Here is a 25,608-nt window from a genome sequence, read left to right as displayed (position 1 = left end):
AAAATAAATATTTATAAAAAATATGGCTTAATTCTGCGAAATAAAAAAAGCACTTACAATTGTAAGTGCTTTTTTAGTAGCCCCTACTGAAATTAATTCCAACTATTTAGTGGAGGATTTAGGAAGACTATCGGCAATTATGGTTTTAATAGATTTACTACTTTTCAGTAGACCTACTATTATATATCTCAAACAATATCACAAGATATTTTATTACAAATCTTCACAAGTGGCATCTATTAGTTTCAACCTTAATTCTTCACTAAATTCATTATCGTTAATAATTGAGTAGATAATTTCATGAAGGAAATTCTTATCTATTTTGTTTGCCGCCACATGCACGGCAATATTTTCCATCTCTATGATAAATTTGTTAACACAATATTCTAAACCATTAATTTCAAGAAAATATGCTCCAAGAGCTATACTACTTCTTTTATTTCCATCATTGAAAGAATGGTTTTTGTTAATTGAATAAACTAAATGCGTCAATTTTGCTTCAAAGTCCGGATAATAGAAATCATTCTGCATGTGTTCTAGTACACTTTCAATTGTTCCAATATCTTTTGTTCCATGTGAGCCTCCAGATTCAGCGATTATAAAATCATGAGTTTTAATCGCTTGATGTACATTAAAATAATTATAGATCATATTATCTATCTTTTAGCCTTTTGAATACATCAATATTTTCTTTCAGTCGCTCCTCAAGAGTCATACTTTTCTCTCCCAGGAATTTTTCAAAATCGTCTGCATTTAAGTGTGTCACATAATTTTTTAGCTTTTCATGTAGAGCGTCGCGAAATGCCATGTCTCTACTAGCCATCAATGTCCTTGCTTTTTCTAATAAAGGAGTAAACGCTGCGTTATGATTGGACTCAAAAAGTTTGAAGAGAGAGATTGTTTCAGATAGCGTCAATTTTCTTCCAATTTCTTCTTTCTCCTGACATAAAAATTCTGCGAATCCATTTTCATATGCAGCGATAAGATCTAAGACTTCTGTATACATTGTATCCCGTGCAGAGTCTTTCACTTTTAGATTAAGAATCTTTTTATATTCCTTCGAATTCTCATGAAATATAGATTTATACACTGCATCAGTAAGTTGAGCATATTTCCATTTATTTTCTACAACACAATTATCCAAAGCATTGGTAAACGTTTCGCGATAATTAAACTCCCGAATTGCGCTTGGGAGAAACTCTTCCTCTCTTTGGTTTATATATTTTGTATTGCCTCCAATTTTAGCATTTATGGTATCAATTACTATATCTAAAATCATTGATCTAAGTTGCTTAGCGGGTTCACTTTCATTCAATAGCATGCCTATATTTAGAAATGAGCGAAAACTGAACACCCCTAAAACAGATGTTTTTTTTATTGATTCATCCATGGTAGCGACATCAATGTCGTTACCATCGCTATATTGTTTTTGGAATTTGTCGTAAAGTGATTTGAAATCATTTAGGCGCGTACCTCTCAAAACTTCATATCCGTTATACGAAATCTCTTCAGAATGACTTTCTAAGTATCGGTCAATTGTTCTCTCATCAATTTCATAAAATTGAGCAATTTGTCTTTTTGTATATCTTAAACTCCCTTCAAATACAATTGCTGGAAAATCAATTTGTTTTTGTATTTCTTGCAAAGCGTACTTATTGTTAAGTATGTTTTTGCGATGTATATCTGATGTGGTTAAATCTTTTGCCATAATTTTTATTGTAACACCTTAAGAACGTTTACAAAGGAAACATTTTTCTTTATTCAAATATATATCAAATAATATTTTTTGAATATCATGAATGAACTCCGTGATCTTACAGAGTTGTTTTATTTGCATCATAAGTTTTTTGATGTAAATCAGAACGATTTGTAGCAACTCCTTACTTTATCAAGAATTTAAACTGTGCAATTCAAACAAATGGAACAATATCATCCCGGTTTTTGCTAATCCTAATGCACATAAACAAAAAAAGCCACACATTGCGTGTAGCTTTGATTTTTGTAGCCTCGCCAAGAATCGAACTTGGATCAAAAGTTTAGGAAACTCCCATTCTATCCGTTGAACTACGAGGCCAGCCGTTATTTTCAGGGTGCAAATATAAACAAATTCGCAATTTTCAAAAACAAAAGCTTTTAAATTTTTAAAACACTTTTGTTTTTATGCTTCACCCAGTATGTTTGCTACTATATTTATCAGCGTGTCAGCGTCTGTGGTTGTGGTGTTTACCGCTATACTGCCGTTGCCGTACGGCTCATAGCGTTTGGTATCGGTAATATTGAATAAGCCCACGGTAGGCGTTTTCCCGGCGCTGGCCAGGTGCATAATGCCGCTGTCGGCACCAATAAACACTGCCGATGCATGTATAAATGCCGAAATTTCGCGTACATCGCCACTGTAAAACGACGGTGCGGCAAAATTTATCTGGCTCACATTTTCGGCGGGCAATACTTCCACAATATTATAATCCGGGAAACGCTGTTGAAGTTTTTCATACACCGGCAGCCACCATTCGGGCTTGTGGCATTTTTCGCCTGTGGCATAGGTAAAAATACTAATCGTTTTCCTGTCAGCCGGAACCAGCTTGTCCAGTTCGGCCTTGCCGTTTGCCAGTTCGGCAGCGTCCAGCCTTAAATCCATAACGGGTACAGGGCTGTTTTGTGTGGCAAAACCCAGTTTGGCAAATTCCGCGCGAAGTGCATACACCGGTTGCTTGGCCATGTGCATATTATCCGGGTATTGGGTAATGGCGGCTTCAGGCAGGTCGCCGTACAGCTTGTATTTCGCATGGCTTTTCTGTACCGACATACGCCCGCTCGACGAACCTTTTGCAACGTTAACCACCAGGTCGTAATTGCCGCTTTTTACCGCACGCCATGCCGCAAAGTATTCGCGGGGCTGCTTAAGGGGGCGCTTGGGCAGTTTTATAACACGGCCTATGCTGCTGTAGTTTTTAAACAACACATGGCTAAGCCCACCGCGTACAAAAAGATCTATGGTACATCCCGGGAAGGTGTTTTCCAGTTCTTCTACCAATGGGGTAAGCAGCAGCTGGTTACCCAGGCGGTGGTTAGGGCGGCTTACCAGTATGCGTTTAATACCGGCATTGCCTTCGGGGCCTGCAGGCGAGTTAACGTGGTCAGTGCCTATATCTTTGGTAAGGCTGCGCATTAAGGCACGCCTTATTTTATTTACTTCACTTTTAAAGCTCATTACTAAAGTTATACGGCCTAAGCCAACGAATGTGCAAATATAAGTTGTATTAATTACTTTTACATTGAAAAGCAATGCAAACCTACCAATGGAAAACCAACCCTTTTTCAGGGCATACCCTCTTACTTTGTGGAACTATATAACCATAGCTTTGTACACGGTAGTATCGGTGGTTATCCTGTATTATTATGCTTTTTCCGAAGCGCCGGAACAAAACTATATCTTCTTCTATGTTATAGGCACGCAACTGTTTTTATACTTTGCCCAATACAGGGCAATCCGAAACTTGTATATGTACCTGTTTTGGTTACTTGTGGCACTTTCACATTTTGTTACGGCCTTGACTATAAAAGATAACCCTTTGTTTATGTTTTTCAGGGGGCATTTGTGGACGGTAATGGCGAACATGCTGACTCTTACATTACTTATACAAGTGTTACGCTATCTGAGCCTGCAAACGCAGGGTATAGAATTAGTGGCTCCGGGTAGGGGTGCTAAAGATTTATTTGACGAAAGGAAACCCAAAGTCATAGATTTTGTATGTTTTGTGGTTTATATAATAGCACTTTCGTTAAGCGTGGTTTGTATGAAGTAAAATTAATTATCTGGGGAATGTTATCCCGGAGGTATCTACCGTTTGTAGTTTTCAATTCTGTATTTTCAATGTCACGCAAAGCCGCTAAGTCGCCAAGGTATTGCTGCGCAATGTTGACGGGTTCTAAACTTTGCGGCCTGGCGTCTTTGCGAGACATCCAGTTAAAAAGAAAATTACATAGTTTAAATTCAAACAAAAACCCCGCAGCCAAAGCCACGGGGTTACACCTATAATGATTTAAACAAGCAATTACTTCACCAAATGCAAATCGGCCAGCAGGCTGTTTATAAAGCCAATTTCATCCGGCGCAAGTTTTACGTTTACCGCCTTTGCATTGGCCACACTCTGTTCGGCATTGCGGGCACCGGCAAGTGCTATGGTAATACCCGGTTGCTCCACGGTCCAGCGCAGTACCAGTTGCGATAACGTAGCGCCTTTCTCCTCAGCCATAGGGCGAAGTTTGTCCAGCACCTCGTTTACGCGCTTCAGGTTTTCGTCTTTATAAAAATACACGCTTGCCCTGTGGTCGCCTTCGGCAAACTGGTGTCCCGGTTGCATCTTTCCGGTTAGCAATCCTCTTTCAAGCGGACTGTACGCCAGTATACCCTTGCCATGGTCCAGCACGTATGGTATAAGTTCGTCTTCTATACCGCGCTTCACCATGCTGTACGGCACCTGGTCGCTTACTATGTTTACGTACTTACTGGCTTCGGCTACCTGTGCAGCACTGTAGTTGCACACACCCGCATAGCGCACCTTACCCTGCTTAATCAGTTCGGCTACGGTCTCAAAGGTTTCCTGTATCGGTGTAGTACTTTCCGGCCAGTGGATCTGGTACAGGTCGATATAATCCGTTTTCAGGCGGCGTAGGCTGTCCTCGCATTCCTTAATAATGCTTTCGCGCCCGGCATATTTATAAATATCGATGTCCTTACCGCTGTTGTCTTTGCTTTTCATAGCAAGGTCGCCCTTGGCCAAATCCCATCGCATCCCGAACTTGGTTACCAGTTGCACCTTATCACGCCCCAGCGGTGCTATGGCTTCGGCTACAATTTCCTCGCTGTCGCCCATACCATATATCGGTGCGGTGTCGATACTCGTTACACCTTCGTCAAATGATTTCTGGATCGCTTCAATAGCTTCGTTGCGTTCGGTACCGCCCCACATCCATCCCCCGGCGGCCCATGCCCCGAAGGTTATTACAGACAGCTCTAAATCGCTGTTTCCTATTTTCCTGAATTCCATGTTTTTTTTAAGTTTTCAGTCGCAGTCACAGTTTTCAGTACCTGTTGTACCTATGACCATTAAAAGCGACAAATTGTTTTTTATTTTTCGAGTGAAGCTACTGCAAACTGTCACTGTAAACTGCGACTCCTTACTCTTCCTTAATCTTATTCACAAACAGGGCAATGCACACCCCGAATACCCCGATAATGGCAAACGACATTTTAAGCCCTACCGCATGCGCTATGTACCCGATAACCGGTGGTCCAAGCAAAAAGCCCAGGAAGCTGATGCTGGATACTGCCGTAAGTGCCTGGCTGGGTTCTATGCCCGGGGTTTTGCCCGCAAGGCTGTACACACCCGGCACCACCGTACTTACGCCAAGGCCTACGAGCATAAAGCCCAGTGCGGCGGGAATTACATACGGGAAGAACACTGCTATATACATACCGCCCGAAATCAGGAAGCCGCTAAAAGCCAGTACCTTTTTTCGCCCGAAACGCTGCGTGATTGTATCGCCTATAAAACGGCCGCTTGCCATCATACTCATAAATGAAGCATAGCCAATAATAACCAACGATTCCGGGGCTTTTATTACGTCTTTAAAGTATACGCCGCTCCAGTCAAACATAATGCCTTCACTCACCATACTGCAAAAACCTATTACGCCCAGCCATGCCAGTGCGGGGTTAATCTTAGGTATAAGGCCACGTTTTTTATCGGCTTCTATGGCCTTAGGTTTGGCAGGTTTGGTCTTTACCAGGTAACGATAGTTGGCAAAGATGTTAATGTACAGTACTGCGCCCACCGCAACAAAGTGGTATAGTGGTACCCATTTAAAGTTTATCATGCCCCAGCCGATAAGCGCGCCTGTAAGTCCGGCAAGGCTCCATGCCCCGTGGAACGACGACATTATAGGCCTCCTGTACAGTCCTTCTATAAGGATGCCCTGGGTATTAACCGATATATTGGTAAAGTTGCTGAAGATACCGAAGAAGAACAGCGACAGCATAAGTTGCCACACCTCCGTAGCAAGCCCCAGCGTAGCCATAGACAGGATGTAGAATATAATACCGAACACCACGGTTTTGCTGCTGCCGTAGCGGATGACTATCTTCCCCGAAAAGGGCATCATGCACAGCTGCCCCACGGGTATGGCAAAGAGCACCGTACCCAGGTCGGCTTCGGTAAGGCCCAACGCTTCCTTAATATCGGGGATGCGGCTGGCCCAGGTGGCAAACGTAAGCCCCATACTAAAGTAAAACATGGATACCGCTATGCGTATGCGGTTAAGGTAGCCTTGCTTGGCTTCTTTGTACGCCTTCAGTGGTTTGCGTACCTTCCGGGCATTATTTAATTCTATATCCATACCTGCTCTGGTGTTTACTTACAAATTTACACACTTATTCCTTACGAAGTATTTGGTAACGCAGAGATACGCAAAGTGTACCATTATGAGATGGCCGCGCTCCGTACCTCCGCTCGCCATGACGGAGCCTGAAAACTGCGACGGTAAACTTAGCGCCCTTTTCACATTCCGAAGGAATGCTTTGTGTGCTTAAAGGTAATCGGCAAAAACTTTCAGAAACTTTGCGCTTCCTTCGGGAGACTTTGGGTAATGGCTTTATCTGTGTTACTGTAAACTGCGACTGAAAACTCTAAAACCACATTATCTCCCAATATGCTTGTGTCTCCATATTGCAATTACATTGGTGTCCGCATGATATTCATCCGGGTTATTTTCCAAAATGCTTTTTGCAATCGTATATGCTCTTTCATAATCATCTATAAGTCCGTAAGGATTCAGGTCTTCCGGCAAAAATGATTCATCAAACCCACCACAGTTTATGAGTGCACTTATTTCGAAATGCATATCCAGAAGCTCATATCCTAAAAATTCATATCCGTCTAAAACAATTTTCCTGCAATCCTCAGAGGGTTCAACGATGACAGCCAGGAAATTAAATTTTTCTGCCGGCAACATTTTAGACAATACATATTCCGGTGACCTGTATAATCCTGACCGAAAATAATCACCTGTGTAGAGCTGTAGCCAATACTCTTCATTTTCTTGAGGTTCTACCAAGTCTTGATTTAGCATATAGTCCAAACCTGAAGTTTCCTTCAAATGGAATAGTTTACTCCATGCTGCAAATTTTTCCCAATGCTCAGATTCTTTGGTGTGTACACCTCTTGCAGCATACAAAAACTTGTTTTTCATATTATTATTTGGCTAAAAACTCCTTCAGCGGTTTTATAAAACGGTCGTAGGCCTCTATGTGTGGCAAATGCCCTATACCGTCAATCTCGGCAATCTTGGCATTTGGTATTTTCTTAGCAGTTTCCCTGCCCAGTACCGGGTAGTTGCCCAACTTCTCCTGGACATCTTTTGGGGCTTTGGCCTTGCCCAGGGCAGTACGGTCGCGCTGTCCAATGATGAGTAACACCGGCATTTTCAGGTTCTGGAACTCATAGCACACCGGCTGCGTAAAAATCATGTCGTAGGTAATCGCAGAAGTCCTTGCAATGGTGGGGTAAATTTCCTTATTCATTACCCACCCCACCGGGATGTCCAGCCACTGGTCATAATCATTCCGCCAGGTATTGCCGTAATAAAACACAATCTGGTAATTTTTAATGGATTCGTATGTTTGCTTCAGTTCGTTTTGGTACCAGTCGTCCACGCTTTGGTAGGGCACCCAGATTTTCCAGTCTTCAAGCCCAATAGGGTTTTCCAAAATCAGCTTATCCACTACATCCGGATACATGAGTGCAAAACGCGTAGCTACCATACCGCCCATAGAATGCCCCAGCAGGTTAATCTTTGTAATCTTCAGTTCGTCCAGTATCTTCTTGGTATTCTGTGCCAGCAGCTGGAAACTGTATTGTATGTTCGTCGGCTTGCTGCTTTTTCCAAAGCCAATCTGGTCGGGCATAATCACGCGGTAGCCGTCTTTGGCAAGGTCGTTTGCGGTTTGCTCCCAATACACGCCGCTAAAGTTTTTACCGTGCAGCAGTACTACGGTTTTGCCGTTTGGTTTGGCAGGCTTCAGGTCCATATAGGCCATGGTAAGCTGCTGACCCTGTATATCGAGCTTTATGGTGCTTACGGGGAATGGGTAGGTATAATCTTCCAGCATCAGCCCCAGGGGGCGTGGCTCATCGGTTTGTGCCCGGGTGGGGATAAAGGCAAAGACCGCTACTATCAGTAAAGCAAATTTCTTCATAATCATTGTATTTCCGGTTTTGTAATTTTTCTTTTACGCGATGATTTCCATCTTCTTCATCAGGAACGTCGCGCTTTTATTTTGGCAAATACCCTCGCGCAGGGTGTAGTCAAACACTAGTTCATTATTGGTAATCTGCACCTCGAAGCACTGGTTTTTCAGGTACTGCGGGTACTCGCTGCTGGTATTGCACACCTCAATATCGTGCGTGGCAATAACACCGATACCGTTTTGGGCAATCACCTTTTTAATCACGCCTATGGTGCCACTCTGCTTATCGTCGGAGTTGGTTCCTTTCAAAATCTCATCAAGCAACACAAACGAGCGTTGTCCCTGCATAGCTGTGATAATCTGTTTCAGGCGTTTCACTTCAGCAAAAAAGTACGACTCGCTGTCGGCCAATGAATCGCTCTGTCGCATCGAAACCAGCACAGGCAACGGATGTACCACCGCCTTTTCGGCACATACAGGGGCGCCCACGCCCGCCAGCACCATATTAATGCCCAGCGTGCGCAAAAAGGTACTTTTGCCCGACATATTACTGCCCGTAAGGATACGGAACGGCTGCTGCGTAAACTGAATATCATTGCACACCCGCACCGTTTCCGGAATCAGCGGATGGCCCAATTGTGTAAATTCAATACGGTTTTCCACTGCAATTTCCGGAAACGCAAAGCCGGGATTGTTCGCAGCGTAGTTGGCCAGGCTGTTCAGCGCTTCAAATTCGCCCATTACGGCAAGCCAGTCGTTTATGTGGGCCGCGTGCTTTGCCTTCCACTTATACAGGCGGTGCAGTATGTGTACATGATACGTGCACACACCGTTAACCAGCATCGCGCCAAGTGGGTTGGCTGTGTTATTCAGGTCGGCAAACAGGCCCGACAGTGTGCGGATTTCATTACTAGCCGAAGCCACACGCTGTTGCAGCGCTATATTCTTTGGGGCGGTAAACAATGCCTGCTCTATGCTGTGCAGTATGTCGCCATAGTTTTTCAGTATCTCGTCTATTTCATCCGAAAACAGGGTAATGGCGTGTATCTTCTTAAAATGCGAAAATGCCTGCCCCACATTGAACAAAAACAGCCATGTAACCGCGCTATAGTACTTCCCCGTAATAACCGAATACACTACCGCCGCTGCAAATGCCACCGACCCGGCAATACTGAGTACCCTTGCCGTAGCGGACAACTGCTCTGCGGGTGAAGCTGTCCATTGTGTAAGCTGGGCGTACTTCTTAGCCGTATCGTTTTTACTGCGTGCCAAAGCCGCTATGTGCTGCCTCCATTCGGTTTTATCCTTCAGTTCGGCTATGGCCTGCTGGTTTTTCAGGATTTCGGCATTGGGTAACAGCCCGCCGAGTAATTTCGCAAAGGTGTTTTTGCCAATGAACGTATACGTGCGGTTCAGCTGATGGAATAACGACCGCGCCCCGAAAATATCCAGGTCGTACGTATAGGTATGGCTTGGGTCAACATACTCCTTACCATCCTCAAACGGGATTGCCGTACGGTTCAGGTAGGCAATTTCGTCTTTATTGATTTGTATCAGCTGGCGCAGCAAATTGCGTTGGCGCGATACCTTCTGGTGTTTTTTGTAGACAAAGGCAAAGCCAATGCACAACACAACAACCCCTGCCCAATAGCCCTGCCCGCCATATTTTATGCTGATGTAAATGCCAAATACTATGAGTGCCGCCAGCACCAGGCGAATAGTGCCGATGAGGTTATACTGCTGTTGCTGTTTTTGATAGGCTGCCTCGTGTTGTTGCAGTAATTGTTCGTAGTCGGTTATTTTCAAAGCAAAATGTATTTATCCGGCTAAGGTACAACTTAACCCTGAGCCTTTTGGTATACCTCCGGGTTAACGCACGCAGGCAGCGGTTCGCCTTTAATACCTGCAATAACGTTTCGTGCCGCAAGGATTGCCATATCGTCTCGGGTTTCTTTTACGGCCGAGCCAATGTGCGGCAACACACATACGTTCTCTAAATCCAGCAATGGGTTGTCTTTGTCCATCGGCTCCGGATTGGCAACATCCAGACCCGCACCCCAAATGGTACCGTTTTCTAACGCTGCTTTTAAATCCACTTCATTATGGATGCTACCCCGTGCCGTATTGATAAACAACGCTGAAGGTTTCATTTTGGCAAAAACCTCCGCATTAAACAAGCCTTTCAGTTCCTCGGTAAGGTTGGCATGCACGCTGATAATGTCGCTTTGCGCCAATAGCTCATCAAACTCCACACGCTTCGCGCCTACCTGCCATTCGGCATCTTTGTTGTGTCCGCGGTTATGGTAAATAATGTCCATGCCATACGCGCCCTTGCACATCTTGGCCATTTCCAACCCGATGTTGCCCAAACCAAAAACACCCAGTGTCTTACCAAACAACGAAGTGCCAAGCCCGGCAGTAGGCTCAAAGAAATCCCAGTTGCCGCGGGCGATGCGCTTGTGGTGGTAAAATGCCTTACGGGCGGTGGCTATCATCAGCAGGAAGGCCGTTTCGGCAGTGGCACGGCTCAGCACGTCGGGCGTGTTCCCTATCGGGATGCCTGCCCTGGTAGCCGCTTCCACATCTACGTTATCATACCCCACCGAAAACAACGATACTACCTTCAGATGGCTGCATTGGGCAAAGAATGCTGCATCGGCCTTGCGCCTGCCGGTAAGCAGCAGGGCATCGGCAGCCTTACAGTGGGTTAAAAATTCTTCCTCGGTCAGTTCGCGTTTTTCTTTCCACTGGGTTATTTCGTAGCCTTCTTTTTCCAGAAGCGCCAGACCTGCCCGGGGTATTTCGCGTGTTATGAATATTTTCATGATAATACATTTAAATACACCGGGCGCTGCCCGGTGCTAATATGCGTGACCCTTTCAGGGTCAGTTGCGTTTCAAACTCGATGCGCGAATCTGCTGTTGCTCGATGTCGCGGATCTATGATCCGTGCCTAAGCTTTCACACAAAATAAGCACGGATCACAGATCATAAGTGTTCGAAACATGAATTTTATCGGTTATAAAACCCCAGAGGGGTGACATATCTATAGCAATACAGTATACAGGAGTGAGCAGAGTTCCGGAGGAACGGCATATTTATACGGCTACATGCCGTTCCTCCGGAACTCCTTTGCTTACCAAATCATTCATTTTGCTATAGATATGACGCTCCTCTGGAGCTGATGAAAGGTTTCGAACACTTATGATCACAGATCCGCGCTATCGCTATGCTACTCTGCTGTTATCCGCTCCACAACTTTGAACCTGAAACTTTGAACCTGAAACTTTAAACCTGAAACGAATTAATATCCGCTCTCGGTTGTAAGCAACTCCAACTGCGCCGCCGTAATTTTCAGTTGCGGTGCCTGTATAATGCTGTCCAACTGGTTAAGGCTTGTGGCGCTGACAATAGGTGCGGTAATACCCGGGCGGTGGATAAGCCACGCCAGGGCTACGGCTGCCTGCGTGGTATTTAGTTCCGCTGCAACAGTATCAAGGGCAGCGAGGATTTTATGGCCGCGTTCGTCCAGGTATTTTTCCATACCGCCACCACGAGGGCTTTTACCAAAGTCGGCTGCACTGCGGTACTTGCCCGTAAGGAAACCGCTGGCAAGTGACCAGTAGGGGATAACCCCAAGTTTATGTTCCAATGCTATGGGTTCTACAGTGCTTTCGTAGTTGGCACGGTCGTACAGGTTGTAGTGCGGCTGTATGCTCTGGTACACAGGGATGCCCTTATCTGCCGAAAACTGTAGCGAGGCCAGCAGCCTTTCGGGTGTCATGTTGCTGGTGCCTATGTAGCGTACCTTGCCATCCTTCACCAGTTGGGCGTATGCCTCAAGGGTTTCTTCAACCGGGGTTTCAGGGTCGTCGAAGTGCGTTTGGTACAGGTCGATATAATCGGTTTTAAGGCGGGTAAGCGAATCCTCTACCGCTTGCAGTATGTAGGCTTTTTTCAGGCCTTTTTTACCGTCGCCCATATCGTTGCCCACTTTGGTAGCAATGATAACATCATCGCGGCGGCCACGCTTTTGCAGCCAGTTGCCTATTATGGTTTCACTTTCGCCGCCCACATTACCTTCTGCCCAGCGCGAATACATATCGGCAGTATCTATAAAATTAAACCCTGCGCCTGTAAAGGCATCAAGGATTTCAAAGGATTGTTTTTCGTCAATGGTCCAGCCAAAAACATTGCCCCCGAAGGTTATGGGGTATACGTGCAAATCGGATTGGCCTAACTGTCTTTTTTCCATAATTGAAGTATTGTTACAGCCCCGACGCGATGATCAGGACTATGGTTATGAGCGCAGGGAGCCCCTGCACAAAAAATATTTTCTTAGATGCGGTAAGTGCGCCGTAAATGCCCGCCACTGCCACGCAACCCAGAAAGAACAGGGCTACATTGTTTCGCCAGTGCTCATCGTTTATGAAATACGTCCAGATGAGGCCCGCGGCAAGGAAACCGTTGTACAGCCCCTGGTTTGCAGCCAGGGCTTTGGTTTTCGGGAACAGTTCTTTCGGGAAATTGCGGAATATTTTCGGCCCGCGGGTTTCCCACGCAAACATTTCGAACCACATAATGTAGAGGTGGAACAGGGCAATGAGGGTAATCAGGGTACTTACTGCTATTTCCATGAGGTTTGGTGTTTATGGATTATATTTTCACTACGTGTCCTGTGTCGCTGCTTTGCAGTGCAGCATCTATGATTTTCATAACGCGTGTGCCGTCTTCGGCGGTAACGGGTTCGGTGGCACCTTCGGTAATGGCTTTATATACCCCGTCAAACAGGCCGTAATAATTGCCCTGTAACGTAGGTATGGTTGTGCGGACAGATTCGCCATCCTTCACAATGCTAAGTATACCACTAAGTTCTCCCGGTTCGGTACCCCAGTCGGTAAGGTTAGGCTTGGCACCAGTTTTCAGGGTGTCTTCCTGCATATCGCCGCGTTGTTTCATAAAAGTACCGTTGCGCCCCTGTAGTATATAGCTTGGCACCATTTCCTTGTTGAAGAAACCGGCATGCAGGCGCACGCGCTTATCGGTATAATACAGCAATATATCAATGTTATCATCTACCAGCGAACCTTCGCGTAGGGTGCGTACATCTGCAAACACCGCTTCAGGGTAACCAAACAGGTAAATCGCCTGGTCTATGATGTGCGGGCCAAGGTCTTTCAGCACACCGGCACCGGCGTTGGCGCTTTCCTTCCATGCCTTAGGGCTGAGGTTCGGGTTATAACGGTCAAAACGGATTTCAGCTTCCACAATACCGCCCAGTTCACCCGATTCCAATACCTGTTTTACGGTTTTCAGGTCGCTGTCCCAACGGCGGTTTTGGTACACGGTAAGCTTCAGGCCTTTTTCTTTGGCAAGAGTATCCAATGCTTCCGCTTCGGCGGCTGTGGTGGTAAAGGCCTTTTCTACAATGGCATGCTTACCGGCCTCCAGTACTTTTTTGGTGTATTCAAAATGGGTATCTACAGGGGTATTTACCACTACCAGGTCTACGTCGTCGGCAAGGAGCTCCTCCAGTGTTTCATACCGTTTTACATCTGGGTAATCCTGGCGGATGAGGTCTTTGCTGCGTTCCCAGGCGCCGGTAAGCTCAAAGCCTTCGTGCAACGTAAGGAACGGTGCGTGGAATACTTTGCCGGACATGCCGTAGGATAATAGTGCTGTTTTTATTTTTTTCATGTTATGCTTCGCAAGGCGTTGCCATGCGTTATTGGTTATTATAATTTGTATTCCAAATGGCGTTGCCATCATCATTGTGTACGTACGGCGTGCCATACGCTAATACACGCGACCCCTTCAGGGTCGGCTGATGATACATCGTTTAGTGTCCATTTTAGCTTTCCAAAGGAAAGCCTTAGTGTCCATTTTAAGTGCAGCTGGTAATTATTGTGAACGTAGTGTAAAACTTTGTGAACTTAGTGGTAGAAATTTTACCACAAGGGGCACCAAGGCTTTCACCAAGAACACCAAGATTTATAAAAAATCCCCATTCTCTTAAAAGAACACAAAGGTTTTCCTTCGGAAAAATAAGACAAAGACCAACGCAACCATGCGACTAAAAACTGAAAACTGCGACTGAAAACTTTTATCTCCTCTTCGCGCGGTCGTATTGTTTTGGCCAAATGGTTTCGGCGCCAAGTTCGTGGGCGAAGGTTAACCCGATGGCCGGGTCGCGCAACGATTCACGGGCAAAGAGCACCAGGTCGGCTTTGCCTTCGGCTACAATGGCTTCTGCCTGGCTCGCTTCGGTAATAAGCCCTACGGCACCGGTGTGTATGTGGGCTTCGTTTTTAACCCTTTCAGCAATGAACACCTGGTAGTTTGCTTCCACCGGAATTTTTTGCCAATACACCGCCCCGCCCGATGAGCAGTCGATAAGGTCTACACCTTTTTGCTTTAAAATTTTAGCCAGTTCCACGGCTTCGTCCACATTCCAGCCGCCTTCAGCCCAGTCGGTACCCGATATGCGTACGAAAATGGGCAGTTCGGCAGGCCATTCGCTTTGCACGGCTTCCAGCACTTCCAAAAGTAAACGGATACGGTTTTCAAAGCTGCTGCCGTATTCATCGGTACGTTCATTAGCCAATGGCGATAAAAACTGGTGCAGCAGGTAGCCGTGTGCCGCATGGATTTCCACTACCTTAAAACAGGCCTGGTGCGCACGGCGGGTAGCTGCTTTAAAGTCGGCAATAATCTTGGCTATGCCTTCTTTGTCCAGTTCCTGTGGGGCATGTTCCTCGCGGTCGCTGAAACGGATGGCGCTTGGCGCTACGGTAGTCCAGCCACCTTCGGCTTCGGTAAGCTTATGGCCTCCCTGCCAAGGCGCAGCGCAGCTTGCCTTTCGGCCTGCGTGGGCCAGCTGTATACCCGGAACCGAGTTTTGTTCCAGTATAAAACAGTTTATTTCTTTTAGTTTTTCAATCTGGGCATCGTCCCAAAGGCCAAGGTCGCCCTGTGAAATACGGCCTTCCGGTGAAACCGCAGTGGCTTCCTGTATGATAAGGCCTGCACCGCCCGTGGCCCTTGCCCCAAGGTGCACCAGGTGCCAGTTATTGGCAAACCCGTCAACAGCGCTGTATTGGCACATGGGCGAAATGGCGATGCGGTTTTTCAGGATGATGCTCCTGAATTGTATTACTGAGAAAAGGTGTGACATAATAGTATGTGTAGTTTAAGTGATTTTATGTTTAATACAAGTAGCACTGTGTTGTTTCTTTGTTTGAAATGAAATTGCCGTTTATGCTTTTCTAAAGAATAGCCTTACGGATAAATTTACTAAAGGTAAAGTTACCCCACAAGGTGCAATTATGAATTGCATTCGTCATTATTAACAAACTTTTAATTACACTACGCTTTTAATAATTTCGACGGGTATAAATCAGAAAACACTATTTTTGTACGTTTCATATACATTTAAAACTGATCAATGGATACACTTATTCAGATTGCCCAACTTGTTTTAATGCTGTCAATACTTGTAGTACTGCATGAATTTGGGCACTATATTACCGCAAAAATGTTTAAGGTACGTGTAGAAAAATTCTACCTTTTTATGGATGCGGGCTTCTCATTACTTAAAAAGAAAATAGGCGAAACCGAATGGGGTATCGGGTGGCTTCCGTTGGGCGGCTACGTGAAACTGAGCGGTATGATAGACGAAAGCATGGATACTGAGGCTATGAAAAGCGAGCCGCAGCCATGGGAATTCCGATCTAAACCGGCCTGGCAAAGGCTGCTGATAATGCTGGGTGGTATTATAGTAAACCTGCTTTTGGCCTGGTTTATCTACACCATGATATTTTGCACCTACGGAAAAAAATATGCCAGTACCGAAGCCGTAATGGAAAACGGCCTTGCCTTTGGCCCTATAGGCACTGCTGCCGGGTTTAAGGACGGCGATAAGATACTTAGCGTAGACGGTAAATTCCAGCCGCAGTTTGACCGTATGCAGCTTGATGTGCTGCTGGGCGACGAAATAAAAGTGCTGCGCGATGGTAAGGAGGTAACCATACACCTTAACGATAAAAGCCTGCACGACATCCTTGAAAAAGAGGGACGCGACTTTATGCACCTGAGGGCTACCCAAACAGTTGTAGACAGCCTGTTGCCAACAGGGCTTGCTATAAAATCAGGCCTTAAGACAGGCGACAGCATTGTAGGGGTAGAAGGTAAACCGCTGCGCTATATGGCACAGGTAAGCGAGGAGGCTTTTAAGCACAAAAAAGGCAACCTTGTGCTGAACATAAAGCGCGACAGCAAGCCAATGGATATCACTACGGCTGTAGACTCTACCGGTACCATAGGCCTGGTGCAAAAAGCCCCGTATGAAAAAGACATACTGGTTAGGCAAAAGTACAGTTTCTTTGGTGCCATACCGGCTGCTATGGAGGAGTCGTACTCTAAGCTGTACTATACCATAAAACAGTTTAAGCTTATCCTGCGCCCTAATACCGGTGCATACACGCAGGTACAAAGCGTGGTGGGCATAGCCAGCAAGCTGCCTACAACGTGGGACTGGGAGTTTTTCTGGAACTTTACGGCGTTCTTTTCGGTGGCACTTGCCTTTATGAACCTGCTGCCTATACCGGGATTAGACGGTGGGCATGCCATTTTTACCATTGCTGAGATGATAACCGGCAAAAAACTTAGCGATAAAGCAGCCGGTGTGGTGCAGACTGTGGGTATGGTTATTTTGCTTAGCCTCATGGTGTTGGTTATCGGCAAGGATGTATGGATTTTGGTGAAGGCAAAATTCTTTGCATAAATTTTAAAAAAATGTTTGCGGAATTTAAAAATGGGTGTATATTTGCACCGCAATAAAGGCAACACGCTAAGTCGCCGAAAGCTCTTAAAAATAACGATTTTTCAGAAACTAAAAATATACAGTTTCCTCCTTAGCTCAGTTGGTTAGAGCATCTGACTGTTAATCAGAGGGTCCTTGGTTCGAGCCCAAGAGGGGGAGCTTTTAAAGCCTTACAGTAATGTAAGGCTTTTTTTATGTCTATATTTTACTGGTGTTTTGTAACTATGAAGCTGTATAAAGTTTAGCACTATTGAAATAGTTTTGGGTTTAAAAGGTATCACTTGAGGTATCAATCAAGTTTCAGGAGGTATCATTGTGAGCACTGTGGTTAGCTGCTATTTAGCAACAGGTTTAAAAGCCTTAGCATAAACCTGGATTTCCCATATATGATAAGCGCTCTACTCTCTGTTCTTCTGTAGACTGTACAGTACATTACCTGATGGATTTTAAACTTTTTCACATCTTCTCTAACAACCATCTCTTTGGAAGAATTATGTCCTAAGAATTGATTTAAAGCTGTCAGTTGGTGTATGTCTAAATCCTTTATAGTTATTATTACTGCTGTAAGATAGTCACCATTAAAGATAAGTTCAGTTTCATCTGTACTATAGTTCAGAAAATAATTAAGCTGTTCACCTATATATTTATAACTATGATAGCCACTAAACCTGTCATCAAGGGCATCTAATTCAAACTCCCAATTCTCATATTGCTCATCAATTTTAAAAGGTAGGTCAAGTTGTTTCATTGTGTTATGGTATAAAAAAACCACCTATTGGTGGTTAGTTAATGTTTGTAACAAGCTATTCTATAAACCATTTCAATCATTGAATCTGGTACTATAGAATTAAATTCAGTATAATCTTTATAGTTATCATGGCTAACAATTTTACCATTTCCATCATATTTGTAATTTTCAAGTATAGCATATTCTTTACTACTACATGTAATTTGAATTAATGTTAATTCCTTGCCCTTCTTTTTATAATCAATCCACTTACCCTTTTTGTTTTTAATTCTTTTGTAGGTATGTGTTACCTCAAGCCATATCTTATTTTCTAATAAATCATCAGTGTAAAATTTCATCGAATACACATACTCACCATAAGTACCAACAACAACAAATGTTCTATAAGCAAGATTGTTTTTTTTATTTAGGACATAATCATTATACCCATAAATTGATATTGAATCAAGTGAAGATTGTGAATATGCAAATCCTGAAATAAATATGAAAAGTATTATTAAAATATGTTTTTTCATGTTTTAAATTTATTGGTTAGTAATATTAATTAAGTCCTATAGTAATCTCTTCATCAAGGTTTTTGGATATGTACTGTACAATTTCATCCTGTATCCTTGGTAAATGTTCAACATCAAATACTTCTGTATTTGTTTCAATATGGTATAGCAAACTGTTATCAAGTTCAAGTTTGAATAACACTTTATAATCTTGAGAGGAAATGATATTTTTCTTATGTGTAATGATGTTATAAGTTTTGTATACTCTAAACTTTTCCTGAATTACAAACACCTGTAGTGACAGGATATAATTGTTTGTTGAGAAGTCATCTAAGATAGACTGTATCAGTTCTAAAGCATGTAGCTTATGATAAAACGTGTTTAGCAGATAACCTGTTTGGTTTTCTTCAAATATCACAGAATAATACATATTAACAGCTTATACTTCTTTCACAAAGTTCTTTACCATCAATTAGTATGTAAAAGGTGTTATTATTAACTGCAACCCTTGCCAAACCATCCTCAAAATCTTCTGCATATGTGTAAATGGGTTCTATAAGTATTCTTCCTGATTTATCCTTGTAGCCAAAAGTCTCTATAACTCCCTCATCACCAAAACTGGTCTTCACTAAATGTCTTTTTATGAATTTAATAGGGTAGTGACTTTCATTTCTTGTTGGATTAACTACATTGTCAATCTTTCTGCCTTTAATATCTATATGATATTTCTCATTCTCTTTCATTACAAAAGCTATCTTATTATTGAAGGACTCAGCATATTCAAATTGAAAATCAATGATAGTTTTTCCTGTTGTATCAATGTAACCATATTTTATGATACTATCATAGTTTTCATCTAACCCCACATACTTGCCTACAACTGCAAGCCCTTCTGAAAAATCTTCAGCAGGTGTAAATTGTGGTTGAATAGCTATTTCATTTTTCAAATTTAAATAGCCATATTTTACATCATCATTGACTGCAACATCTTTGTATAAATCCTCCTTATTTGCAAATAGTATTAGTCCATTCTTTACATTTGAAAGATTTTCATAAATAGGTGGTATTATTACTCTCCCCCTTATATCAACTATTCCATATTTACTATTCAGACATATCAAAAAATGTCCTTCAGAAAAACTTACTATACATGTATAAATTAGAGGTATGAATAACTCCCCATTTAAATTTACAACACCATACTGGTTGTTATGCTTAACTATTGACACTCTGTCCTTAAATGGATAAATAAAATCAAATTCAAGTGAACCAAATACCCTATGCAAAGTTTTTGAGTCCACATATATGAAAACACCTGTTTGTAACCTGAAAGGAACTATCATAAACTTATAATTGATAAGTCACAAATATAGCATTGTATCATAAATGATAGCAACATTTTTATCAAATATGACAACTTTTGGCTATTAACAGTTAAAAGGGCTTGGACAAGCAAGAATTTCAAATAGCATTAGGTAAAAGGATAAGGCAATTGAGAGAATCAAAAGGCATCTCCCAAGTGGCACTATCACATCTAATTGAAATTGAAAGGTCCAACATGAGCAGAATTGAATCAGGCAATACTAACCCCACCAGTTTCTTGCTATATACTATAGCACAAAAATTAGGAGTTGAGCCATCAGAGTTACTTAACTTTAAAACCCTAAAGAAAGAATAAAGTTTTGGCTATTAATATCTATCTCTATGTTTCAGGAGAGGTATAGAATGAATGAATTTTCCTTATCAAGGTATGTGTGCACATCTGCAAATAGTTTTAAAATACCTGGAAATGAAATAATATAAAAGTTGTACTTTTTCCTTTTCTGTATATAGAGTTTGGGAAAAAATGTAACTTTTTATATTAATCCCTCTTGAGTAAAGCTCAAACAATCCTGTTTTGATATAATTAAGTGGTCAATCAATGTAATTTCAAGCAGCTCACAGGCTTGTTTCAGTCTTTTGGTAATCTTCCTATCAGCTTCACTGGGTTGTATATTACCACTTGGATGATTATGAACTAATATGACACCTGATGCATTACACTTTAATGCTACTGCAAGGACTATCCTTAAATCAACAATAGTTCCTGATATACCACCTTTGGAAAGATTATGGATACCCAAAACCCCATTCCCTCTATTAAGCAAGATGATTTTACTTTCCTCCTGGTACTCTATGATGTTCATATCCCAATGGGATAGAATAAATTTATAAGTGTCCTTAAAGTTAGTGAGCCTGACTTTATCAGGCTGATTAGTGGTATATGAAACCTTGATTTCTGCTACTTTCATAAAATTAGTTATAAAAAAGAAAAAATACCTGTACCAAGAAGATACAGGTATTCATTGTGATTAAGCATGAGCCATTTCATGCTGCTTTTCATTCATGGAGAAAGCATCTGCTGAGGGCCTGAAGTTTTGGTAGGTAGGCTTGACAGTTTCTTCAGGTATATAGCAATACCTGTGGGAAAGAGTAATGATTTCCCCTGTACTTTGTACAGTGTATTCATAGGGCTCACACTCCTCTTTTTCTATACTGCCTGGCATCTGTGTACCCACTAATGCCTGACAAGTCATAGCATCAAAGGTTGAGGGCAGATAAGCCTTCTTAGCTGTTGCATAGAACTGCCCTGTGGACTGGCTTCTTACCATTTCAAGCCCACCCTGAATTTCTAATACAAAGAATGATGTGCCATCCTCTTTGTTTCTTTCTTTAAAATTGATAACTGTTACCATAGTTTTGAGTTTTTGAATTGAAGAACAGCTATTACAGTATTATAGATTTACAGGTGTCAGCTATCACCTTGAACTTGTAAATACAGTACTGCAATTAGCACAATGACTACCATTGCCAAGATGAGTGAGGGTTTTTAGGGGAGCTGGGGTATGTAAAAGAATTTATAGCCAGTAGTAACTGTTGTGTAGAAGCAGGAGTACCTTGAAGTTGATTGAATTCATTTTTTTATAAAGATTACAGCTACAACTGTAAGGGATGTTATCATCAAGGTTTCAGGAATCAGGACTTGAAAATCTGTGAGTACATTTTTTTACTTTATAATAGTGCTGCTGAAAAAACTACATCTTCTATAAAAAGGGGTGGGGCTGCTCCTGCCAAGATTAGCCTATGGCCTCTTATGTGGGGTGGATTACTCTCTTGAAAATTTTTAAAAAAAAATTATATTTAGCCTTTAAAGCATAGTTATGAAGTTTATCCAACCACTTGAAATTTCTTCTAAAATAATGACATTAATAGAAGATGCAAATAAAGAACTCATTTTAGTATCACCTTATGTTGAAATATCAAAGTGGGATAAAATGAAGAAATGTCTCCAAAGAGCTATTGATAGAAAGGTGTCTATAACATTTGCTGCAAGGAAAAATGCAAAACAAGACTTATCATTCTTAGAGCAACTTGGAATAAAAATAATTTTAGTTAATGACTTACATGCTAAACTATATATAAATGAGAATTATGGCATTATAACATCACAAAATATAGTTTATTATTCAGACATTAATTCAATTGATATAGCATACAAGACTGAAGATATAAATGAGAGGCAGGAGTTAATGGATTTTGTAACTAAATATATAATAGTTAAAGAACCCAGTAAAAAAACTATCTCTTTTGAAAAAGTCAATAGTTATAACTATGATAAAAAAGTTCAATTGAATGATAATCAATTGCAAAGCCTGTGGGTAAAGATGATGAATGACTATCCCACTGCTTACTTTAAAAAAACATCATCATATATATTTTGTGGTGATATTTTCAAATTTGCTGATGTAATGATTGATACAGTTTTTACTATAAAGATAAATAAGAAAAGGCCAGATGTGGAGCCACTTATCCATAAACTTCAAGAGGTAGATTTTCAGTTCTTCCATCAATTTAAAGTAGAGCTATTAGTGTCACATAAATCATATTACTATATAGAGTTTACACCTTTGAATAAAATTGATTTCAATAGATTACAACAAGATTATGTTGGATTAATCAACACAATTATTAAACATCCAGAAGTTAAGAATCTTACTGTTTAAAATGAACAATCATTTTACTGTAAAAGAGTAGTAAAACATTTTTTGCTTTTTTGGACTAAAAAAACTTCTATAATGCTTGTAAATAGTGCCTTATCTTAAAAGTAGGATTTGTCTCCAGCTTCTTTCCTTGTTAAGTAAACTGCCATTAAATATGAAATGTCATTTACAAACTCTTCAAGCATTTCTTCTGTAAAAGTTTGACCTATCCTCTTGCCAAAAACCTTTTCAATAGACTCATTAACTATATTGCTTACAACTATATCAGAGTGCATCTTATGTGCCACATTGAAAGTATGCTGTAAGTTTTGTTGGATACTGCTAATAAAGTATTGATTATCATCATCATTTAGTATTTCAACTATCTCACTTCTCTTATAATTAATTTTGATAGGTTGTTCAATTACTTCTTTGGAGAAAAGATTATAGAAGTATTGATATTCAAAACTTTCTCCAATAAAATTATCATCCAAATACACTATAAATTTTAAGGTTCCAAATAGCTCAATATAGCAATAAACTATCCCTTCAGATGAATCACCTATTATTTTTATAAAGTGATAAAGATTTTGGTCTGTTACTTGTAAATGTTGGTCTGCTAATTTAAAATGATACCATATTTTTTTTGATTGACTTTCCCCTTTTATATATTTTAAAGCATCAGTAATATTATTTCTACTACCACCTTTATACATATAAAAGTTGACTGCAATTTTACTAACAGCCCTTAAGACTTTATCCCCACCCACATGCAAGTCTAAGGTAATAGGTTCATTTAAATAGAACCTTTGTTTGTTTGCCCTTGCAATTATATCTTGAATATTTAATGTAGGATATTTTTTTAAAAGACCTTTAAAGTAAACTTTCAAATCTTCCTCATCATTCCCAGAGAAACTGACACTATTCTTATCAACTGATATTTTTGGTTTAGACTTAATTTCAGCACCATTTAAAATATACTCTTCTCCCTTTTTTGTCCTTCCAGAAATTGGCTGAAATGTTCCTCTTTCTCTTTCAACCATAAAAAAGTTCATAAAAAAATTAAGTTGCTTTCCAAGTTCAAAATCAATCTCCTTTCCTAACTGTTTGTTGCAAGGCTCACATAATAAATGGCTTGACTTTAATTTTCCCCCTAATGAGTTTGGAATAATATGTTCTATACTAAAGTTGTCAGTATTTAGAGGTGTTTCACAACAATAACAGAGTTTCATGTGTTTTTCAGTAAAGATATAAAAAAACCTACCCCATTTTTAATGAGGTAGGTTCACATCAACTCAAAAACCAATGGTAATCTTCATTACCCATTAGTGCTGCTTGAATACCCTTAGTAAAATCAAAGGCATTTACATTCCTGTCAAGGAAAGTATCAATATAACTGCTTTTATTAGCCTGTGTGAATAGATTGTACACATTCCACAGGTTTATATCTCCTTGCTCATTTCTGCTGAAGCTGGCATCCTCATAGTAATCCTTTGCTATGGTGTTTACATGGCCATCAGTAAAGTTCAGGTTAGGAATCAAGGTTTTTTCAGCTTTAGGCAGGTACTGGTATAGTTTTGCCCTACCTATCATCTGGGCAAACTGGTGTTCAGTTAAGGAGTGTTGTGATAGTTGCTTCATCTCCTGCAAGTGCTTTTCAGCATTGTAACCTTGAATAACAGCTAATATCTTACTTTGAAGTTCCAGGTATGATGAAACCCTCATGTCCTCTACAAAGCCATCACTCCATACACACAAATTACAGCAGACCTTATTCTGAAAGCCAATAAAGAACTTAAACCTTTCCATTGATTTCTTGTTATAGAGGTTTTCAAGGTTATAGCTTCTAACACCACCAACAGTGAGGGCTATTTCATTTCCATTGATAGAATCAACTATACCTGGAACTCTAATGATAAATGCCATCCTTTCAAAGTACTGGGTTCTCTCATGGTCTAATAGGTCTTTAGCATTCTTATGTATGGCTTCAGGTATTCTACCCTTTATCTGGTGGCTCACCCTGATTTCAGGCTGCTCAATGCTTTGCTGTGGAAATGCCCTTAAAATACATTCATGGACTATCTCAATAAATTCTTGGTGGGCTATAGTCCTCTCATTGTCTTTGCTGAAGACAGGTATTACACAGTCATTTTTAAGGCTGAGCAGGCTGATTTCTGAAGTGTTGGCTTCTATGAAAGGTTTGCTTGGGAATTTGGTTATAACAGATAAATCTTCTTGGGGTTTGTATAAACCTGGATTTGAAGATAAGCTGTTGTTAAGTTCTACAACTGGGGTCTGCCTTACAGGTTGTAATGTATAGGATTCCAGGTTTATGTTTTGGTTAGTGGTGAGTTGTGCTTCCATTTGTACTGAATGCTTTTGAGTTCAACAATAATTCTTTTGTGGTAATAGCATCTTTCTGTAGCTTGAAGTCATGCTCCAATAGCTCTTTCCAGTTGCTGTATTGGTTATAAAGTACCTTTAGCTCATCTAATGTAGAGGAGGCTTTTATCTTCTCTCTTGCTTCCTGTAAATTAGTGCCACTGTTGCACCATTCCAGTATTTTCTTACCAGTAAAGGAATTGATAACAAATTCAGGTTTACCCATGAATAAGCCTGTTCTGTCCTTGCTTGATACAGCAAAATGCTTTATATCAATATCAAAGACAATAGTAAACTCGTAGTCCAAGCCATCTTTTTGCACTGCTTTCAAGCCTATTTTTTCAGGGATGTATTTTCCATCTTTTTGGTTAAGTACATAATCCTGTTTTGTTCTCATGGTAGCAATTACATGGGCATCACACTGAAGTATTCTATCAGTGAATGATTTCTGTAAAGGTGTAATCTTAGCCCAGTTGGTAAATGAGTTGCCAGCAAGTGAAGCATGATAATCAAGTAGGAAATCCCAGCAGTGGGAAATGCTGTCAATAACTATCACTTCCATTTTTGCCCTCTCACATACATCAATGGCTTTAATATAGTTTTCAGGTGTATAGGGTGGTGCTAATGTCAATACATTGTATTGTCCCAGGTGTGCATACAGGTCAGCACTTCCATTTTCAGTATCAATAATGGCTATTTTAGTAAAATCTCCATTTGTCAGTCCTTGTGCAAGTAGTAAGCTGCTGTAGGTCTTACCAGATGAACTACACCCTTGCAGAGCCATCTTTATCTTGGCTCTCTTTCTTTCAGATTGTCTTAGTTGCATAATGTAATTTTGTAGTTAATAGATTGATTATTTTCAAGGTTTTTACAAATAAAGGAGCCAACCCTTTACAG

At 41.3% G+C, this 25,608-nt stretch carries 25 protein-coding genes and 2 tRNA genes; 5 read left to right on the top strand and 22 right to left on the bottom strand.

Features of this window, described 5'->3' with window-relative positions; genetic code table 11:
• Positions 1-213: 213 nt before the first annotated feature.
• The 4 genes from ACZIX4_RS15800 to ACZIX4_RS15785 all read right to left on the bottom strand — a co-directional run bounded on the left by ACZIX4_RS15800 (position 214) and on the right by ACZIX4_RS15785 (position 3,211).
• Positions 214-651 carry a type II toxin-antitoxin system death-on-curing family toxin gene (locus ACZIX4_RS15800; protein ID WP_463336605.1) on the bottom strand — a complete coding sequence of 146 codons (438 nt, stop codon included), beginning with the start codon at positions 649-651 and terminating at the stop codon, positions 214-216.
• Between the two features lies 1 nt (position 652).
• Complete coding sequence (locus tag ACZIX4_RS15795) at positions 653-1,708, bottom strand: DNA-binding protein (protein ID WP_463336604.1); 1,056 nt, start codon at positions 1,706-1,708, stop codon at positions 653-655.
• Between the two features lie 294 nt (positions 1,709-2,002).
• A tRNA-Arg gene (locus tag ACZIX4_RS15790) sits at positions 2,003-2,074 on the bottom strand.
• A gap of 84 nt (positions 2,075-2,158) precedes the next feature.
• Positions 2,159-3,211, bottom strand: a complete 1,053-nt coding sequence (locus tag ACZIX4_RS15785) for a glycosyltransferase family 9 protein (RefSeq protein WP_463336603.1) — start codon at positions 3,209-3,211, stop codon at positions 2,159-2,161.
• Between the two features lie 88 nt (positions 3,212-3,299).
• Between ACZIX4_RS15785 and ACZIX4_RS15780 the strand changes: the two genes are divergently transcribed.
• Positions 3,300-3,806 carry a hypothetical protein gene (locus ACZIX4_RS15780; protein ID WP_463336602.1) on the top strand — a complete coding sequence of 169 codons (507 nt, stop codon included), beginning with the start codon at positions 3,300-3,302 and terminating at the stop codon, positions 3,804-3,806.
• Between the two features lie 249 nt (positions 3,807-4,055).
• On the opposite strand, the gene ACZIX4_RS15775 is transcribed toward ACZIX4_RS15780, so the two are convergent.
• From ACZIX4_RS15775 to ACZIX4_RS15730, 10 genes are all read right to left on the bottom strand, one after another.
• Positions 4,056-5,051, bottom strand: a complete 996-nt coding sequence (locus ACZIX4_RS15775) for an aldo/keto reductase (RefSeq protein ID WP_463336601.1) — start codon at positions 5,049-5,051, stop codon at positions 4,056-4,058.
• A 130-nt stretch (positions 5,052-5,181) separates the two neighbouring features.
• A complete protein-coding gene (locus tag ACZIX4_RS15770) occupies positions 5,182-6,399 on the bottom strand; it encodes an MFS transporter (protein WP_463336600.1) in 1,218 nt (405 codons plus the stop codon).
• A 300-nt stretch (positions 6,400-6,699) separates the two neighbouring features.
• On the bottom strand, positions 6,700-7,251 hold the full coding sequence (locus ACZIX4_RS15765) for a hypothetical protein (RefSeq protein ID WP_463336599.1): 552 nt from the start codon (positions 7,249-7,251) through the stop codon (positions 6,700-6,702).
• Positions 7,252-7,255: 4 nt separating this feature from the next.
• Positions 7,256-8,257 carry an alpha/beta fold hydrolase gene (locus ACZIX4_RS15760; protein ID WP_463336598.1) on the bottom strand — a complete coding sequence of 334 codons (1,002 nt, stop codon included), beginning with the start codon at positions 8,255-8,257 and terminating at the stop codon, positions 7,256-7,258.
• A 33-nt stretch (positions 8,258-8,290) separates the two neighbouring features.
• Positions 8,291-10,054: a MutS-related protein gene (locus ACZIX4_RS15755; RefSeq protein ID WP_463336597.1), complete on the bottom strand. Its 1,764-nt coding sequence runs from the start codon at positions 10,052-10,054 to the stop codon at positions 8,291-8,293.
• Positions 10,055-10,086: 32 nt separating this feature from the next.
• Positions 10,087-11,073, bottom strand: coding sequence for a 2-hydroxyacid dehydrogenase (locus ACZIX4_RS15750; RefSeq protein ID WP_463336596.1), 987 nt, complete (start codon positions 11,071-11,073; stop codon positions 10,087-10,089).
• A gap of 478 nt (positions 11,074-11,551) precedes the next feature.
• A complete protein-coding gene (locus tag ACZIX4_RS15745) occupies positions 11,552-12,502 on the bottom strand; it encodes an aldo/keto reductase (protein WP_463336595.1) in 951 nt (316 codons plus the stop codon).
• A gap of 13 nt (positions 12,503-12,515) precedes the next feature.
• Positions 12,516-12,884, bottom strand: coding sequence for a DUF1304 domain-containing protein (locus ACZIX4_RS15740; RefSeq protein ID WP_463336594.1), 369 nt, complete (start codon positions 12,882-12,884; stop codon positions 12,516-12,518).
• 19 nt (positions 12,885-12,903) lie between these two features.
• The gene (locus ACZIX4_RS15735) at positions 12,904-13,944 is read right to left on the bottom strand and encodes a Gfo/Idh/MocA family oxidoreductase (protein ID WP_463336593.1); all 1,041 of its coding nucleotides are present in this window, start codon (positions 13,942-13,944) and stop codon (positions 12,904-12,906) included.
• Between the two features lie 406 nt (positions 13,945-14,350).
• Positions 14,351-15,421 carry an NADH:flavin oxidoreductase/NADH oxidase gene (locus ACZIX4_RS15730; RefSeq protein ID WP_463336592.1) on the bottom strand — a complete coding sequence of 357 codons (1,071 nt, stop codon included), beginning with the start codon at positions 15,419-15,421 and terminating at the stop codon, positions 14,351-14,353.
• Positions 15,422-15,691: 270 nt separating this feature from the next.
• Here ACZIX4_RS15730 and rseP point away from each other — a divergent pair, with 270 nt between their 5' ends.
• Positions 15,692-17,029 carry an RIP metalloprotease RseP gene (rseP, locus tag ACZIX4_RS15725; RefSeq protein WP_463336591.1) on the top strand — a complete coding sequence of 446 codons (1,338 nt, stop codon included), beginning with the start codon at positions 15,692-15,694 and terminating at the stop codon, positions 17,027-17,029.
• Positions 17,030-17,153: 124 nt separating this feature from the next.
• A tRNA-Asn gene (locus ACZIX4_RS15720) sits at positions 17,154-17,227 on the top strand.
• 169 nt (positions 17,228-17,396) lie between these two features.
• Here ACZIX4_RS15720 and ACZIX4_RS15715 read toward each other — a convergent pair.
• The 3 genes from ACZIX4_RS15715 to ACZIX4_RS15705 form a co-directional block, all read right to left on the bottom strand.
• Positions 17,397-17,816, bottom strand: coding sequence for a hypothetical protein (locus tag ACZIX4_RS15715; RefSeq protein WP_463336590.1), 420 nt, complete (start codon positions 17,814-17,816; stop codon positions 17,397-17,399).
• Between the two features lie 38 nt (positions 17,817-17,854).
• A complete protein-coding gene (locus ACZIX4_RS15710; RefSeq protein WP_463336589.1) occupies positions 17,855-18,331 on the bottom strand; it encodes a hypothetical protein in 477 nt (158 codons plus the stop codon).
• A 410-nt stretch (positions 18,332-18,741) separates the two neighbouring features.
• A complete protein-coding gene (locus ACZIX4_RS15705; protein WP_463336588.1) occupies positions 18,742-19,653 on the bottom strand; it encodes a WG repeat-containing protein in 912 nt (303 codons plus the stop codon).
• A 101-nt stretch (positions 19,654-19,754) separates the two neighbouring features.
• On the opposite strand from ACZIX4_RS15705, the gene ACZIX4_RS15700 reads away from it, so the two are divergent.
• Entirely contained in the window at positions 19,755-19,988 is a 234-nt protein-coding gene (locus ACZIX4_RS15700; protein WP_463336587.1) for a helix-turn-helix domain-containing protein, read from the top strand.
• 178 nt (positions 19,989-20,166) lie between these two features.
• Here the strand turns inward: ACZIX4_RS15700 and ACZIX4_RS15695 are convergent, their stop codons facing one another.
• Complete coding sequence (locus ACZIX4_RS15695) at positions 20,167-20,601, bottom strand: JAB domain-containing protein (protein ID WP_463336586.1); 435 nt, start codon at positions 20,599-20,601, stop codon at positions 20,167-20,169.
• Between the two features lie 60 nt (positions 20,602-20,661).
• Positions 20,662-21,045 carry a hypothetical protein gene (locus ACZIX4_RS15690; protein WP_463336585.1) on the bottom strand — a complete coding sequence of 128 codons (384 nt, stop codon included), beginning with the start codon at positions 21,043-21,045 and terminating at the stop codon, positions 20,662-20,664.
• A gap of 465 nt (positions 21,046-21,510) precedes the next feature.
• Between ACZIX4_RS15690 and ACZIX4_RS15685 the strand changes: the two genes are divergently transcribed.
• On the top strand, positions 21,511-22,353 hold the full coding sequence (locus ACZIX4_RS15685; protein WP_463336584.1) for a phospholipase D-like domain-containing protein: 843 nt from the start codon (positions 21,511-21,513) through the stop codon (positions 22,351-22,353).
• Positions 22,354-22,448: 95 nt separating this feature from the next.
• Here ACZIX4_RS15685 and ACZIX4_RS15680 read toward each other — a convergent pair whose 3' ends face one another.
• From ACZIX4_RS15680 to ACZIX4_RS15670, 3 genes are read right to left on the bottom strand one after another with little or no spacing between them, the layout of a single operon-like run.
• A complete protein-coding gene (locus tag ACZIX4_RS15680) occupies positions 22,449-23,561 on the bottom strand; it encodes an HNH endonuclease (protein WP_463336583.1) in 1,113 nt (370 codons plus the stop codon).
• Between the two features lie 58 nt (positions 23,562-23,619).
• On the bottom strand, positions 23,620-24,693 hold the full coding sequence (locus ACZIX4_RS15675) for a DUF3871 family protein (protein ID WP_463336582.1): 1,074 nt from the start codon (positions 24,691-24,693) through the stop codon (positions 23,620-23,622).
• Positions 24,671-25,537, bottom strand: a complete 867-nt coding sequence (locus ACZIX4_RS15670) for an AAA family ATPase (RefSeq protein WP_463336581.1) — start codon at positions 25,535-25,537, stop codon at positions 24,671-24,673. The genes ACZIX4_RS15675 and ACZIX4_RS15670 overlap by 23 nt, the downstream gene beginning before the upstream one ends.
• Positions 25,538-25,608 lie beyond the last annotated feature (71 nt).

Source organism: Flavobacterium niveum (assembly GCF_055231775.1).
Note: the sequence above shows the minus strand (reverse complement) of the source record. Positions and strands in the feature narration are given on the sequence as shown.